At 52.2% G+C, this 15,610-nt stretch carries 12 protein-coding genes; all 12 read right to left on the bottom strand.

The window, feature by feature from the left end:
• Nucleotides 1–20 precede the first annotated feature (20 nt).
• Nucleotides 21–767 (bottom strand): type I methionyl aminopeptidase, encoded by a 747-nt coding sequence (map, locus tag F556_RS0120295; RefSeq protein ID WP_020618834.1) that lies wholly within the window; start codon nucleotides 765–767, stop codon nucleotides 21–23.
• A gap of 147 nt (nucleotides 768–914) precedes the next feature.
• Nucleotides 915–1,094, bottom strand: coding sequence for a CsbD family protein (locus tag F556_RS0120290; RefSeq protein ID WP_020618833.1), 180 nt, complete (start codon nucleotides 1,092–1,094; stop codon nucleotides 915–917).
• A gap of 86 nt (nucleotides 1,095–1,180) precedes the next feature.
• Nucleotides 1,181–2,224: a CobW family GTP-binding protein gene (locus tag F556_RS0120285; RefSeq protein ID WP_020618832.1), complete on the bottom strand. Its 1,044-nt coding sequence runs from the start codon at nucleotides 2,222–2,224 to the stop codon at nucleotides 1,181–1,183.
• A gap of 187 nt (nucleotides 2,225–2,411) precedes the next feature.
• The gene (locus F556_RS34665; protein ID WP_020618831.1) at nucleotides 2,412–2,741 is read right to left on the bottom strand and encodes a hypothetical protein; all 330 of its coding nucleotides are present in this window, start codon (nucleotides 2,739–2,741) and stop codon (nucleotides 2,412–2,414) included.
• 91 nt (nucleotides 2,742–2,832) lie between these two features.
• A complete protein-coding gene (locus F556_RS0120275; protein WP_020618830.1) occupies nucleotides 2,833–3,783 on the bottom strand; it encodes a magnesium transporter CorA family protein in 951 nt (316 codons plus the stop codon).
• 27 nt (nucleotides 3,784–3,810) lie between these two features.
• Nucleotides 3,811–6,003 (bottom strand): response regulator, encoded by a 2,193-nt coding sequence (locus F556_RS34660; RefSeq protein ID WP_020618829.1) that lies wholly within the window; start codon nucleotides 6,001–6,003, stop codon nucleotides 3,811–3,813.
• A 42-nt stretch (nucleotides 6,004–6,045) separates the two neighbouring features.
• Nucleotides 6,046–6,834: a CheR family methyltransferase gene (locus F556_RS0120265; protein ID WP_083938074.1), complete on the bottom strand. Its 789-nt coding sequence runs from the start codon at nucleotides 6,832–6,834 to the stop codon at nucleotides 6,046–6,048.
• A gap of 49 nt (nucleotides 6,835–6,883) precedes the next feature.
• The gene (locus tag F556_RS0120260) at nucleotides 6,884–10,591 is read right to left on the bottom strand and encodes a response regulator (RefSeq protein WP_020618827.1); all 3,708 of its coding nucleotides are present in this window, start codon (nucleotides 10,589–10,591) and stop codon (nucleotides 6,884–6,886) included.
• Between the two features lie 148 nt (nucleotides 10,592–10,739).
• Nucleotides 10,740–11,066: a YflT domain-containing protein gene (locus F556_RS0120255; RefSeq protein ID WP_020618826.1), complete on the bottom strand. Its 327-nt coding sequence runs from the start codon at nucleotides 11,064–11,066 to the stop codon at nucleotides 10,740–10,742.
• Nucleotides 11,067–11,197: 131 nt separating this feature from the next.
• The gene (locus F556_RS36465) at nucleotides 11,198–11,932 is read right to left on the bottom strand and encodes a hypothetical protein (protein WP_020618825.1); all 735 of its coding nucleotides are present in this window, start codon (nucleotides 11,930–11,932) and stop codon (nucleotides 11,198–11,200) included.
• Between the two features lie 160 nt (nucleotides 11,933–12,092).
• Nucleotides 12,093–13,562 (bottom strand): glycogen synthase GlgA, encoded by a 1,470-nt coding sequence (gene glgA / locus F556_RS0120245; RefSeq protein ID WP_020618824.1) that lies wholly within the window; start codon nucleotides 13,560–13,562, stop codon nucleotides 12,093–12,095.
• The gene (gene glgB / locus F556_RS0120240) at nucleotides 13,559–15,490 is read right to left on the bottom strand and encodes a 1,4-alpha-glucan branching protein GlgB (protein ID WP_020618823.1); all 1,932 of its coding nucleotides are present in this window, start codon (nucleotides 15,488–15,490) and stop codon (nucleotides 13,559–13,561) included. Before glgB ends, glgA begins: the two co-directional genes overlap by 4 nt.
• Nucleotides 15,491–15,610: the final 120 nt, after the last annotated feature.

The following is a 15,610-nucleotide window of genomic DNA, read 5'->3' as shown; positions in this document are numbered from 1 at the left end:
TATTTCTTAATCGGTGGCGACTACAGCACCGTGAGAATGACCGGTCCTTGCTCGGTAACGGCCACCGTGTGCTCATACTGCGCACAGATCGAGCGATCCCTCGTGCGGGCTGTCCAGCCGTCCGCTTCGACAACTGCCTGCCAACCGCCCAAGGTCAGCATCGGCTCTATGGCCAGCACCATTCCCTCAACAATCGGCTTGCCCGTGCCAGCACTTCCATAATGGGGAACAGCCGGCTCCTCCCACAGAGCCTGACCGATCCCGTGACCCGTGAACTGACGAACGACACCATAGCCCAGGGGTTCGGCAAAGGACTGAATCGCATGTCCGATATCTCCGATATGGCGCCCAGCCCGAGCTTGGTCAATACCAAGCTGCAGGCTCTGCTCGCAATCCAGCATCAGCTTGGCGATCTCATCCGAAACGGAGCCCACCGCGTACGTCCAGGCTGAATCGCCATGATACCCCTGATAGAGGGCGCCGGTGTCGATGGTGACAACCTCACCCTCCAGGAGCGGTCGATCATCGGGGAAGCCATGACAGATGACTTCATTTTTGGCCACACAGATGGAGGCGGGAAAATCATGGTGACCCTTGAAGCTGGGCACAGCGCCCCGGCTGCGGATATGTGCTTCGACCAGCCGATCCAGGTGATTGGTGGTCACGCCAGGCTTGATAGCATCCTGGAGCAGGGCGTGGCATTCGGCGACAATCCGCCCCGCTTCCCGCATGATGGCCAGTGCTTCATTGGATTTGAGTATGGACATACGTCTGCACTTTCCTCTCTCTGTTCAGGTGACAGGTCCTGATCTTGTATTCCAGTATAATCAGCCTTAGCCATGAATTCAATGCAACAGCAACGACAGAAGGACCCTCGCAAGCTCATGCTCGCAAGGGTCCTTCTCTTCATCCATTTAGCGGCGGTCTTTGACTTCGCCAACCTTCTCTTGAATATTGCCTTTGGCTTTGTCGATCTTGCCCTCCGCCTGCAGCTTTTTATTGTCGGTTGCGTTACCGATTTGATCTTTGGCTTCGCCCTTGACCTGATTCACTTTACCTTTAATTTTATCGCCTAATCCATTAGAATTACTCATCATAATCCTCTCCTCATCGGGTAATGGAAACTAATCTGTTGATGATTCTTTTTACCCGGATGGGCTAGGTCTTTAAACATGTAGCTCTAACCATTATTTTCTTGATGTGCCCCAGACTCCAGTGCTTCCAATTGTTCCTTCAGCCGGTCCTTGGCAAAATGCTCGCCGATGAACACAGCAACGTCGTGCACCTCGCCTTGCGGGCGGATCGGCACAAAATCACTCTCGCGAAAAGCAAACTGAAACATATACCGGCTCTTGGTGTCCCGGAAGGTGACGATTCCCTTAGCACGATACACATTCTCTGGCAAACGTCCCAGCAGCGCTTCAAAGGCTTCGCTGTCTACTGGTCCGCGGAAGTAATGGGTCAGCACCATCACGTGCGCATGTGACTCATGGGCATGTGGGGTGTCTCCCGGATAATGATGGACGTGATCTGCATGTCCGGAATCGGGCGAGCTTGTCCCCTGTGCACCCTCTAGCTCAGGAGTCAATGCCGGACGCAGAAGCGGCTCATCACTGCTCCCCAACAGCCGATCAGGATCGATAATACAGCTCCGTGTAGCTGTGAGCGGCGCCACCGCATTCCACTCGCGAATCAGCTGCTCCACCTCCACAATGTCTTGTGGCTCCAGCAGATCGATCTTGTTCAGCAACAGCTGGCTCGCACAACGAACCTGCTCCCGCATCAGCTTGAGCGTACGACCGCCTTGTCTGCTTCGCTTCAGCACTTCCGGTCCATCCACAACTGTAATCAAGGTGCGCAGCTCGATGGGCGCGAACATCGAGGCCTCGGTGACCCCATCGACGATCTCCAGCGGATTGGCTGCTCCGGTCGCTTCAATGAAGATCAGCTCCGGCTTGTGATCCTCCACGAGCGCCTTAATCTCCAGACTCAGGTCGCTACGGATCGTACAACAGATGCAGCCGCTTAGCATCTCGCTCATTGGAATGCCTTCGTCTACCAGCTGGCCGTCCAGATTCACCTCTCCGATTTCGTTCATTACTACTGCCGCACGCTTGCCTGACTCCTGAGCATGCTGCAGCAGACGCTGCAACAGTGTAGTCTTGCCGCTGCCAAGAAACCCCGAGACCAAGTGTACCGGAATTAATGCCTCCTGCGTGTTCATATGCTCCACCCTTTCCTGCCTGCTTGTGCGCTGTCCGCACAGTCTATGCCGGATTATAGCGCCAGCCTCCCACTCTCGTCAAGTTGGGGTCCCAAGACCCTTATTTCCCAGACCAAAAAAGAGATGCCCTGCAGACTCAAGGCCTGCAAGCATCTCTTCTTAAGATAAAGGGACTGCCCGGTAGCGGTTACTCCCGGAGCAGCGCTACTTTCTGTTCTTCGGTAAGATCTGGTTGGAATACAACAGCGACATCAATATCTTCAAAATCCGGCTTGACGAATGCATGATCCTTCAGATAGTATCCCCGCTCGCGAGCCTTGGCGTAGAATGTGCAAAAATGCCGGGCCTCATCTGCAGCCTGTTCTTCTGATGGAAACGTGGCCAGTTCATTGCCAAATGCCAGCGGATTGGCGGTACCCTGAATGCTGACTGCGAACGATCCTTCCTGTTCCGCGCTACGCTTCACAATAATCTCACTGTCAAAACAAGGAATACGTATGTCTGTTGCCATCATCATTCACCGCTTTCTCCTGTTTAATAATCAGCAGCATCCCATCATGAGGTATGCTGTATGATACATTAAACGTCTCGCCCGGAGCTCAAACGGGTTAATGCTTGGATTTCTGACGATTCCGCTTCAGGATGTCTCCTGTCCAGCCTTTGGAATACAGGAACCAGTAGACGGCAAACGTGCCTGCAACGATGAGACCGAGCGCGGCAGCATAGCCCCAAGGCCATTCGAGCTCAGGCATTTCTTTGAAGTTCATGCCCCAGAGGGCGCCCAGGGCCATAACCGGTGTGACTACCGCAGTAAAGACAGTCAACGTTTTCATAATATCATTGCCTCGCACACTGCCGATACTATCATCCATCCGGAGCAGCGTCTCTACTTCCTGCTCATATTGCTTCTCCAGCATGACGATCCGTTCCGCACGCAACCGCGTCCGCTTGTATTCTACGGCTTCCTCCGCTTCGTCCATGAACACCTCGCGGGCGGCCGCCACGACCTCGCGCATCGGCAGTGTCAGAGCTGACCAGCGAAGTAGCTCGTAACGACAGTCCATAATCTCATCGAGCACCCGCATACCGTTGTTCTCCCGCATCTCCGCTTCAAGCCGGAACAATTGCTCCTCGAAGTGATCCATCCCCGCCATATATCGGTTCAAGGCCTCGCCAATTAAGAGAAAAAAACCGTCTAGGGATGAATCGCAGGTGCTCATCTTCGCAGACAGCTCCAGCTCCGTTAGCCCGCATAACTCCTCAAGGTCCAGCCCAATCGTTACTAGATAATGTCGGGTGACATAGTAGTGAATCATGGTATGCTGCCGCAATGTTTCCCCGTCTCTGCTCGTCACAATGGTGCCATACAAGGCATCCTGTTCACCTGCGTGCGTGCGTACACCGGTATGGTTGGATATCCGGCCATTCAGCCGTCCGTACCACCGTTGGAGTTCAGGCTTGCTGCCCGCGAGAGCTTCCGCTTCTGGCGAGGCGGCTTCGCCGATTCTGTGCCACGTCCACTCTTGTGGATCGCGCGGCGGTTCCTCCCTCATCCCCATCGGTCTTCATGCTCCTCTCTCCCCCGTTTATAGCGGGGCGGTTGCGTTACGGTCATAGGGATAACTGTACCGGTACCGCTCGACAATCTCTTGCAGTGCCTGCAGTCGGATCGGCTTGCTGATAAAATCATGCATGCCATAGTCGATACACTTCTCACGCTCGCCGCGCAGAACATTGGCGGTCATAGCAATAATAACCGGTCGCTCTTCCTCCGGGATGCTAGAGATGATCTCACGTGTGGCCTGAAAACCGTCCATCACCGGCATCTGAATATCCATAAGAATCAGATGATACGGCTGCGAGCTTGCTTTCTCCCAAGCCTCCCGCCCGTTGCTGACCACATCTGCACTTAGCCCCAGCTTCTCAAGCAGACGCAGCGACAACTTCTGGTTCACTTCATTGTCGTCCGCTACGAGGATACGGTAATCTTGTGGCGCATGCACAGGAATGGCTCGTGCAACGGCCAGGTTTGTCGGTTCGACCAGTTTGGGTCCGTCCTGACATACGTCCTGGTAAGCGACAGCTTCTTCCCGCTCATCCTCCTCCAGCAATGCCGCAAAGGAGAAGGACGTAGGCGTAAACTCTTCGTCTTCCGGCTCGGTGCAAGGCATGGTTCTCCCTTTGCGCAGCGGAAGCTCAATCAAAAAGGTCGTCCCGCTCTCCCCGTCGGCACCGTGGCACGATTGCACCGAGATCTCCCCGCCCATCAACTCAATGAGATTTTTACAGATGGCGAGCCCCAGACCCGTACCCCCATATTTGCGAGACATGGAGGAGTCGAGCTGAGAGAACGGCTGGAATAGCAACGGGAGCTTATCTGCCGGAATACCGACCCCTGTATCCTGCACGGCAATCGCAATGTTTACGAATTCCTCCTGTTCCCCAATCAAGGAAGCATGGACATTAACACTGCCCGTCTCCGTAAACTTAACCGCATTGCCGACTAGATTAATGAGGACTTGGCGAAGCTTGGTGACATCCCCCATCAGTTGAGCAGGAATGTGCTGATCGACGCCCCAGGTCAGTTGCAGATTATGCGATTTGGATTTGACAGTAAACAAATCGAAGGTCTCGCCAATGCAGGAAGCTAGATGAAACGGAACTTCCTCCAGCTCCATTTTGCCGGACTCAATCTTGGAATAATCGAGAATATCATTAATGACCAGCAGCAGCGCATCACCGCTCTTATGGATGATATCGGCATAATCCTTCTGCTCTTCGCTAAGCTCCGTGTCCATGAGCAGAGAGGTCATGCCCAGCACACCATTCATCGGGGTGCGGATCTCGTGGCTGACCATCGCGAGGAATTCCGTCTTGGCCCGTGCGGCGATCTCTGCCCGCTCCTTGGCTTCCATGAGCTCGCTCTCAAACTGCTTGCGCTGAGTAATGTCAGCCACCGTACAAGCGTAGATCTGCTCATCATCCACCATCGCCATACCGATCTGGATTTCGGCATGGAATAACGAGCCGTCGCTCCGCTGCGGCATGATCTCCATCAGCTTGCCCGGTGTTGCCCCAGTCAGCGGACTGTTGGCATGATTGTTATAATCAACATCTGCGAAGTCCGGAATGAGTAATTCAATGGATTGGCCCACGACCTCTTCTTGCCGATAACCAAACATCCCCTCCAGAGCAGGATTGACATCCAGAATGGTACCCGATTCATCGAAGGTAATCATTGTATCAATCGAGGTTTCGCGAATCACGCGAGCCTGAGCCTCCGTCTTGCTCAGCATGTAAGCCGTCCGCATCAGCTCCCGGTTCATCTGCTCCAGCTCCACGGTCTTCTGATGCAGCAGATCGGTTTGCAGCTGCAGCTTCTTGTTATTAATGAACATCCGGACAAAATTCTCAATCTTGGTGCGCAAGATCTGAGGCACAAACGGCTTAAGCATATAATCAATTGCCCCTACCGAGTACCCGGTATAGAAATGCTCCGACTCCTTGCTGGTCGCAGAGACGAAGATGATGGGGATCTCTTTCGTCTTGTCGCGAGATTTAATTAGACGGGCCGTCTCGAAGCCATCCATGCCAGGCATCTGGACATCCATCACGATCACCGCATAGTCATCTTTGAGCAAGCTGCGAAGCGCCTCTTCCCCCGATAGGCACTTCACCAGATTATACTCTCGATTCCCCAGAACAGCCTCCAGCGCCAACAGATTGTCAGGGTTGTCGTCCACCAGCAATATATTGATTGGAAATTCTCCCGTTCCCATGCCGCTCACCTTTCGTTGTTTGCCTTTACTAACAGTTCACACCTATTTGATCTTGCGGTACAGTCGGCTTTGGCTATCCAGGTCCTCGTAATCTTCTGCATGCGATGTGAAATTAATGGACTCTTTGGTGCCCAGATTCAAGATGCCAAACATACTTAAGCTGTTGTACAACAGTCGATGTACATGATCCTGCAAGTCCTTATTGAAATAAATCATGACGTTGCGGCACAGGATGACATTAAACTCATTAAAAGAGCCATCCGTCACCAAATTGTGTTGTCCAAAAACCATATTCTTCTTTAAGAAGGAATGGAAGATGACGGAGTCATAACGAGCGGTGTAGTAGTTAGAGAAGGCTTCCGTCCCTCCAGCCTCCATATAGTTACGCGTATAGTGCTGCATCCGTTCAAGCGGATAGACGCCTTCGCGGGCAATATTCAGTACATCGGCATTGGTGTCAGTTGCATAAATCCGGGTCTTCTCATACAAGCCGGCCTCATGCAGGAGAATGGCCATGGAATAGACCTCTTCTCCCGTAGAGCAACCAGCGTGCCATACCCGAATGAACGGATACGTGCGCAGAATCGGGACGACCTGTGTCCGGAACGTGTGGAACACCTCCGGGTCACGGAACATCTCTGTTACATGAATGGTCATGTCAGCGAGCAGCCGGTTCATGCAGGTCCGGTCGTGGATCACTCGCTCTGCCAGTCCGGTAATCGTGTCCAGACGTTCCGCATGCACGCGATGCCAGATCCTTCGGCGGATCGAGGAATAGGCATAATTGCGGAAGTCATGGCCGTATAGCCTAAATATCGCTTCAAGCAGCATCTCAATTTCAATACGTTCTCGCTCTTCGGATTCCAACACTCTCACCTGCTTACTTGTACAACCAGACTCTCATCAGGGAGAGCAGTTGCTCGGTATTTACTGGTTTTGCGATATAATCGGAGGCACCGGCTTCGATGCACTTGTCACGGTCATCCTTCATGGCCTTGGCTGTAATCGCGATAATCGGCAGCTTGTCGTACTTCGGCATGCTGCGAATCTCCCGCATCGCTTCATAACCATCCATCTCCGGCATCATGATGTCCATCAGCACGAGATCAAAATCCCCTTGCTTCTCCAATTGCTGGAGCGCCTCTACCCCATTCTCGGCAAAACTGATATTCATTCGGTAATTCTCCAGTACGCTGGAGAGTGCAAATACGTTACGCACATCATCGTCGACGATCAGTATATTGCGGCCTTCGAAGATCGATTCAATATTGTGCAGCTTGCGAAGCATATTGCGCTTATCCTCCGGCATATCTGCTTCGACCCGGTGCAGGAACAGCGTCGTCTCATCCAGCAGCCGCTCTGGCGACTTGACGTCCTTGACAATGATGGTGCCGGCATACCGCTTCAGACGCAGCTCTTCTTTCTTGTCCAGCTCTCTTCCGGTGTAGACGATAACCGGCAGATCGCTGAGTCCTTCCTCTTTGCGGATCGCATCCAGTAACTCGAAGCCCGAGATATCCGGCAGGCCAAGATCCAGCACCATACAGTCATAGTGAGCACCCTTCAGCTCTGTCAGCGCCTCGCGCCCCGTAGATACGGCAGTAATGAGTACATCATCATGACCAATCAGCTCCACGATACTATTGCGCTGCGCTAGATCATCTTCTACAACCAGCAATCGTTTCAAATCACGTTCCATGAAGCCTTCAATTTGCGAGAATACCTGATCCAGATGCTCCTTGCTTGCAGGTTTCTTCAGATAGGCAATGGCGCCCATGGCCAGACCATGCTGAATGTCATCAACGACAGAGATGACATGAACAGGAATATGCCGCGTCTCGGCATGATGCTTCAGCTGATTCAGCACCGCCCACCCATCGAGGACAGGGAGCTGAATATCGAGCAGAATCGCATCCGGCTTATACGTTCTGGCATAGGAGAGTCCCTTATCACCCTGCATGGCAACGATGCCTTTGAACCCGCGTGTACGCGCAATGTCCAAGAGAACTCTGGCAAAATGAATATCATCCTCGACGATTAGAACGACCTTGTCTCCCTCTTGAAGATTGTCGGCATCATCGTCGATCTTGGCATTCGGCAGTCGAACCCCTTCATAGCTGCGATTTTCCTTGGCTGGTGCTGCCTGAGCTGCCGAGTCGGCTACTGAATCGCTGATTGTATCAGCAAGCGCCGTTGAGGTCAGGACACTATCATGCAACTCGCTGCCTGCTTCAGATGCTACCAGAAACTCCGGCAAATAAAGAGTAAACGTACTGCCTTCCCCTTCCTTGCTGTGCAGCGATATGGTTCCGCCGAGCAGGCCTGCAAGTTCACGGCTGATGGCCAATCCCAAGCCCGTACCGCCATAGATGCGGCTGGTTGTTCCATCGACCTGCTGGAAAGCTTCAAAGATAAGCTGTTGCTTGTCTTCGGGAATACCAATTCCCGTATCTTTCACCTCAAAAGCAATCATCTTGCCTTCGTGGTTGTCCGTCTCTTCCTGACTAGCGGGGCGGATCGTCAGTTCGACAGAGCCCTGCTGGGTAAATTTGAAGGCGTTGGAGAGCAGATTTTTCAGGATCTGCTTGACGCGGTGGCTGTCGGTATAGATTTGTTCTGGCAGCTCGGCATCCAAATGCGTCTCGAACAATACGCCCTTTTGCAAGCCCATCTGTGTAAAGCTGCGTCGCAGATACAGATCAAGCTCCGTAATCGGCAGATGCTCAATGACTACATCCATCTTGCCGGCGCTAATTTTGGAGAGGTCCAGAATCTCGTCAATCAGCTTCAGCAGATCGTTACCAGAAGCGTAGATGGTACCGGCAAATTCCAGTTGCTTGGAAGTAAGATTACCCTCCTTGTTGTCCATCAGCATTTGAGAGAGAATCAGCAAGCTGTTAAGTGGCGTCCGCAACTCATGAGACATGTTGGTAAGAAACTCTGATTTATATTTGGAAGACAGAGCCAACTGTACCGTTTGCTTCTCCAGCGTCTGCCTGGTCTTCTCCACCTGTTCATGCTTTTCTTCGGTTCGTTTCATCTGCAATTCTAGCAGGTGAGTCTTCTGCAGGAGCTCTTCGTTGCTCTGCTCCAGCTCCTCCTGCTGGCTCTGCAGCAGCTCCTCTGATTTCTTGAGCTGACGGGTCTGATCTTCAAGCCGTTCATTCGAGCTGCGCAGCTCTTCTTGCTGGCTGAGCAATTCCTCAGACTGAGCCTGCAGTTCCTCGCTGAGCGTCTGCGATTCGCGGAGCAGCTCCTCTACCCGAATCCGTCCGAACAGACTATTCAGGATTATACCCAGGCTCTCGACAGTTTCTTCAAGCAATTGCTTTTCTACCGGAGAGAGGGGACGCAAGGAAGCAATCTCCAAGACGCCCAACAGCTCATCCTGATACTGGATGGGATGCAGGACGAGATAGCTCGCCTCTGTCTCACCGGTGCCGGATTTTACCTTCACGTAGTCCGACGGCAGTTCATGAAGCTCAATGACTTTGCGGTCCTCGGCACATTGCCCAACCAGACCCTGTCCATATAAGAATGTAGAATGCCAAGCCTTCTCATCATGGAAGGCATAGCTGCCTTGCAGCCGAAGCGCCTGCTGTGTGCCGTTTCCTTCTCGAATGTAAAGGGCTCCGTAGCTTGCACCAAGCAGAGGCGTCAGTTCTTGAATGAAGCTCTTGCTCATCCTTGCCAGATCGGTCTGGCTCTGAATAGCCATCACTGTCTGCGTCAGGTGCGTCTTAATCCAGGAGTCATCCTCCATCTGTTTGTTATATCTCAGTTCATATTCACTCTTCTGCTCCAGGTTCTCGGCGAGGGTGTTAAATACGCGGCCAACATCGCCAAATTCATCATCGCTAAGATTCTCCACCCGCGAAGATGCATCAACTGTGCCCTGTGCAAATCCTCGGATCATGGCAGACAGACTGGCCAGTCCCCGCCCAACAAGACGCATATTCCAGAGCATGGTCACGATACCTATTAGCAAGCCCATAACCGCTACGGCAATCATCACAGTCAGCGTCCGCTCGTTGCTGCTTGTCGCTTCCGTGAAGGCACCGTCCATTAGTCGGCTATGATAGGTGGCCAGTTCATTGGTCTTGTTGATCAACTCGCCCTCGACATTGCCCCCTTGCGTAATATACAAGGCCTGCGCCTCCTCGACGCTTCCGTTCTCGATCACTGTAAGCAGATCCACAGCATATCGTGAGAACTGACTGCGCGCCGTATCGACTTGGGACAAAATCTGCTGCTCGGCGGCGGATACTTGGACATTGCTCGCCTGCACCATTGATCCCAGTTCGTCAAATGAAGCCGCGGCCGCTTCATAACGAGCTTCCAAGGCAGGCATAAGCCGGTTCACGTTCTCTAACGTGGGATCTAGCATCAGTCGTGCTATTTCTTTGGCCAGCTCATTGATGTGCCCCCTGCCTTCGTATGCAAGCTCCATCTTCTTGTAGCGCTCTTGATACATTTCATTCATTTGTCCGCTGAGTTTAAAAATATTATTAATCGCAACTCCGGCCAGTATCAACAGCAGCGCGATCATAATCGCGGAACTGATGATTAATTTGGTTCTTATCTTCATCCTCTATGCCCCTCGCTATCTCTATATCTTAGGCGATGCTGCTGCAACAAAAATGACCGGATCAGACCAATGGCCGCTACACGCAAATAGAAGACAAGCCTTCAAAGAAGACTTGTCTTTCTATCTGGGGTGGCTTGGCGCATCGGCCTCAATGTACGGTTGCGATGACGAGGACCTTGCCCCGATCAAGCTCCGATTCATATTGTTCCGCTTCCGCTTTCGTCATCCCTACGGATTCCATCTTCGCTCTCAGCTCATCGCCGCGGCTTCTGAACAAGTTCGCCATGGAGTTGAATACACCTTCCTCCGACATACTGATCTTGTTCGTGTTCGTCGCTTCCTTCAGCGAATCAGTCTGATCACTGTCATGGGCGAGCACGTAGATATCCTCTTGACTGTAGCCACGGGAGTTAAGCTCCCTCACCGCATTGATTGCAGCCATTCCGTTATCGACAATCTGTACATTCGGTCTCATGTTTCTTCTCCTCCATTCATATGGTTAGTAGTTCAAATTAATTATGCGTTGACCAGCATAGCTCTAATTACCACTGCCTACAGAAGTTGAAACAGGATGGTATGGGCAATTTTTGCCACTGATTCATCCGATCAGATATGGGACAACCAATAGATTTGTACAGAGTCCAACTCTGCTTCGTTCTCTCCATAGAAGAGTTTGAGACAAACCTCCTGTTGTACATAGACCAATCCATCCTCTGCGGTGTAATCCGGTTCGCCCAAATGCTGCTTCAGCTGCTCCATATCAAGCGGAATCGTGACATTACCCAGTTGAACCTGACCGGCAGAAGCAGGAACAATAATATAATCGACCAGATCTTCATAGAGTCCTACGGTTTGTGCAGCATAATGATATTCCTCCGTACCCAGCAACGGGTCTGTCGTCCGTTCCTCGGGGTCGCCAAGCAGTTGGAGGACGGTATCGGCATCCGCATCCAGATCCAGCCCATTCACTTGACGGTAGCCAAGCTCCAATGCGGGCTCTTGTTCCGCTGGTTCATGCTCCACAGACTCCACTTCGTTATGCTCCGTGACCACGGGTACGTCATGGTTCAAGGATTCAGGAACGTGGACCGTCTCCGTCCCTGGAACAGCCGCACCAATCGGCTTTTGGATATGTGCAGGAAGAAGACCAGCAAGTTCTTGTGTCGTTTCCGCCGGAACCCCTGGATGGGTGCCGATGGATCCGCCGATTTCTGCTTTGCCAGCAGCAAGCGGAGGATAGGTATACGAAAAATGTTCATGGTTAGAGGTAGGGCCTTGAGCCGTTGGGGAAATGGTTGACAGGCCAATAATCATCATAGCAGCCAGGATCGATTTCAGCATGGTTCGTCATCCTTTCCGTTCGCTGTTCTTCGTTGTTCCCATTATTACCCGTGCGACTAAAGGACTAAACAAGCTTTATCCAGCTGCGACTCAATTTGCAAGCGCTTTTATAGATTCGTGCAGAAAAAAACGGAGCTGGCTAAGCCCCGTTTCACATGATCTATTCGACTGAATCTCCCGCTGTTGAAACGGACGTCCTTGCCCCGACAATCTCGTCATACAGCTCCTTGTACTTGGCTGCAGACTGGCCCCAGCTATAATCCGCGCTCATGGCTTGCTGAACAAGATCCTTCCATACCGGTGTTCCATAGAAGGACAAGGCATAGCGGATCGTATGAAGCATGTCATGCGCATTATAATTGGTGAAGGAAAAACCGTTGCCTGTGCCTGCATATTCATCGTAGGCCTGGACGGTGTCAACCAGCCCACCGGTCTCACGTACGACCGGGATACTCCCATATCGCAGCGCAAGCAACTGGCTCAGTCCGCAAGGTTCAAACCGTGAAGGCATCAGGAACAAATCAGAGGCGGCATAAATTTGCCTTGCCAATCGTTCATCAAAACGCACCTGCACCGCCAGCTTCTTCGGATGATGATAGGCCTTGTCCAGAAGGAAGCCTTCATATTTGGGATCGCCGCTGCCAAGAATGGCAAACTGCACTTGGTCTTCATCCAGAATCTCCTGTAGCACGTGTGAAACCAGATCCATTCCTTTTTGATCCGTCAATCGCGTGACCATGCCAATGAGCGGAATGTCTTTGTTCTGCTCCAGTCCAAGTACACGCTGTAGTTCTGTTTTGTTGGACTGCTTCTTGGCAATGTCCGAGCTGTATCTCAGATAGAGATGGGGATCCGTTGCCGGATTATAGGATTGCTCGTCAATCCCATTGACAATTCCACTCAGTCTCCCGCCAAGCCAGCGCAAGGTTCCATCCAGTCCTTCCCCGTAATACGATGTCCGGATCTCGTCCGCATAGGTCTGACTTACTGTAGTCACCCGGTCCGAGTAGACAATACCACCCTTCATGAAGCTTACGCCACCCTGATATTCCAGGCGTTCCGGATGAAAGGCTTCATGATCAAGCCCAAGCAGGTCGCCCAGTATTTCATACGGAAAAACGCCTTGAAACTGCAAGTTGTGAATCGTATAGACGGTCCGGATATCCCGATAGAATGGATCATGCCGATAGTGCTTGTCCAGCAGCGGTGCAACCATACCGGTATGCCAGTCGTGGCTGTGGATGATATCCGGTTGAAAAGCTACATGCGGCAGTGCTTCCAGGATCGCGCGGTCCAGAAAAGCAAAACGCTCGCCATCATCGTAATGACCATAGGCGGTGTCCCGGGCGCCAAAATAGTATTCACTGTCCAGAAAATAGAACATCACGCCCTCGTGCATCAGCTCAAACAGCCCGCAATAGACCTGACGCCAGCCTACCGGAACCTCGATGGCTTTAATAAAGCGCATGGAGGAGCTATAAGACTCGGGAATGGATTTGTATTTGGGCATGATGACTCGCACATCGATTCCGCTCTCCAGCAGCGCTTTCGGCAGAGCCGATATGACATCCGCGAGACCGCCGGTTTTCATGAACGGACTTCCTTCCGCAGCGGCGAACAGCACTTTCATGGTTTCTTTACCCCTCTTCCACGATTCTTTTTAAGCCAGATGACACTCATCGGCGGCAAGGTCATTTCCAAGCTGTACTTACGATCATGCCAAGGCAGCTTGTCCGTCTGGTACGGCTCTTGTGAGGTCTGGCCCTCACCGCCGAATTCGGCATCGCTGGTATTCAGCAGTTCGTAATAATCCCCCGCTGTAGGCACGCCAATCCGGTAGCCCTGACGTTCTACCGGAGCAAAATTGCAGATGACGATGAGTGTCTCGCCGTTCCGCTTGCCCCTGCGCAGATAGACAATTATGTTCTGGATATGATCCTCGTGATCGATCCACTCAAAGCCGGACAGCTCGTGGTCCAGCTGCCATAGCGCTTTCTCCTGACGATAGAGACCATTGACGGTGCGGGTGAAATGCTGCATTCGCTGATGCATCTCATAGTCGAGCAGCAGCCAGTCCAGCTCAGCTTGGTCCTTCCATTCGATGAATTGACCGAATTCGCCCCCCATGAACATCAGCTTTTTGCCGGGAAACGACAACCAATAAGCCAGCAACGTTCGCAGACCCGCAAACTTTTGCTCATAGCTGCCAGGCATCTTGTTCAACAGCGATTTTTTGCCGTGGACGACCTCATCATGGGAGAGCGGGAGTACAAAATTGTCCGTGTACGCATAAGCGATGGGAAAGGTCAACAAGGACTGCTTGGCTGCACGATGAATAGGGTCGAGCTCAAAATAGGAGAGGGTGTCGTTCATCCAGCCCATATTCCATTTATAATTGAAGCCCAATCCCCCCTGCTCCACAGGTGCCGTAACCAGAGGCCAGGCGCTTGACTCCTCCGCCATCATCAGCGTGTGTGGAAATGTGCCGAAAACCGTCTCGTTCAACTTTTGTAAAAAGTAAATCGCATCTTTATCTTCTCTGCCGCCTTCTTCGTTGGGACGCCATTCGCTCTTCTCGAAATCACGCAGCAGCATGCTGGTGACGGCATCGACCCTCAGCCCGTCTACATGATACTTCTCCATCCAGAACAATGCATTGGAAATGAGGAATGATCTTACCTCAGGCTTGCTGTAGTCAAATCCCAGCGTTCCCCAACCCGGCTTCTCGGCAATCAAGGGATCCTCATGCTCGAATAACGGCTGTCCGTCAAACTGACGCAAACCGTGCGCATCCTTGGCAAAATGTGCAGGTACCCAGTCCAGGATCACGCCGACACCACGGTTATGGGATTCGTCGATCAGGTACATTAGGTCTTGAGGAGAACCAAACCGGCTGGTCGCTGCGTAGAAACCTGTAACCTGGTACCCCCATGATAAATCGTAGGGGTGCTCCGAGAGCGGCATCAGCTCAATGTGGGTATAGCCCATCTCAACAACATAATCGAGCAGCGCCCCTGCCAGCTCCCGATAGGTCAGGAGTTCGCCTGCTTCGGAATATTTCCAGGTACCCAGATGTACCTCGTAAATATTCATCGGCTGATCGTACGGCGCTTTGCGCTTGCGTACCCAGGCCTTGTCCCGCCACTGATAGCCTTCGATGTCGCGTACAACCGAAGCCGTGCGAGGTCTGAGTTCGCACTCGAACGCATAGGGATCCGATTTGAGCAGCTTCTCCCCACTAGATCCGATGATTTCATATTTATATAACGTTCCCTCACTGACGCCTTCGATATACCCCGTCCACAATCCCGATTGGGGCACTTGCTCCAGCCTATGAACCGTTCCGTCCCAATGATTCCGGTCCATTGCTACGCCAACCGATTGCGCATGCGGCGCCCATACCGTAAAGCGCGTGCCTACGATTTCTTGATCACGACCACGCACAACATGCGACCCCAGCAATCGATAACTTTCATATAGTGTTCCTTCATGAAAAAGAAACACGTCTTCCGAGCGTATTGTCGTTCCCAGCACGTATTCACCACCATCATTAGCCATAGTTTTAGTCCAATTACCCCGTTTACTTCTCATTGAAGCAGTCTTTCAGTGCCCCCGCGTTGCTGTTCACGAATTGTTCATTATCTTAGTTCGCCACGCCCGGTCTTTTATCCTCTGAAC

It is taken from the genome of Paenibacillus daejeonensis DSM 15491, from assembly GCF_000378385.1.
Taxonomy (GTDB): Bacteria; Bacillota; Bacilli; order Paenibacillales; family Paenibacillaceae; genus Paenibacillus_D; species Paenibacillus_D daejeonensis.
This window is presented reverse-complemented; position numbering and strand designations above follow the sequence as displayed.

Coding starts and splice junctions, on each gene's coding strand:
- map (WP_020618834.1), bottom strand. CDS start 767: ATGTCCATACTCAAATCCAATGAAGCACTGGCCATCATGCGGGAAGCG.
- F556_RS0120290 (WP_020618833.1), bottom strand. CDS start 1,094: ATGAGTAATTCTAATGGATTAGGCGATAAAATTAAAGGTAAAGTGAAT.
- F556_RS0120285 (WP_020618832.1), bottom strand. CDS start 2,224: ATGAACACGCAGGAGGCATTAATTCCGGTACACTTGGTCTCGGGGTTT.
- F556_RS34665 (WP_020618831.1), bottom strand. CDS start 2,741: ATGATGATGGCAACAGACATACGTATTCCTTGTTTTGACAGTGAGATT.
- F556_RS0120275 (WP_020618830.1), bottom strand. CDS start 3,783: ATGGGGATGAGGGAGGAACCGCCGCGCGATCCACAAGAGTGGACGTGG.
- F556_RS34660 (WP_020618829.1), bottom strand. CDS start 6,003: ATGGGAACGGGAGAATTTCCAATCAATATATTGCTGGTGGACGACAAC.
- F556_RS0120265 (WP_083938074.1), bottom strand. CDS start 6,834: ATGCTGCTTGAAGCGATATTTAGGCTATACGGCCATGACTTCCGCAAT.
- F556_RS0120260 (WP_020618827.1), bottom strand. CDS start 10,591: ATGAAGATAAGAACCAAATTAATCATCAGTTCCGCGATTATGATCGCG.
- F556_RS0120255 (WP_020618826.1), bottom strand. CDS start 11,066: ATGAGACCGAATGTACAGATTGTCGATAACGGAATGGCTGCAATCAAT.
- F556_RS36465 (WP_020618825.1), bottom strand. CDS start 11,932: ATGCTGAAATCGATCCTGGCTGCTATGATGATTATTGGCCTGTCAACC.
- glgA (WP_020618824.1), bottom strand. CDS start 13,562: ATGAAAGTGCTGTTCGCCGCTGCGGAAGGAAGTCCGTTCATGAAAACC.
- glgB (WP_020618823.1), bottom strand. CDS start 15,490: ATGGCTAATGATGGTGGTGAATACGTGCTGGGAACGACAATACGCTCG.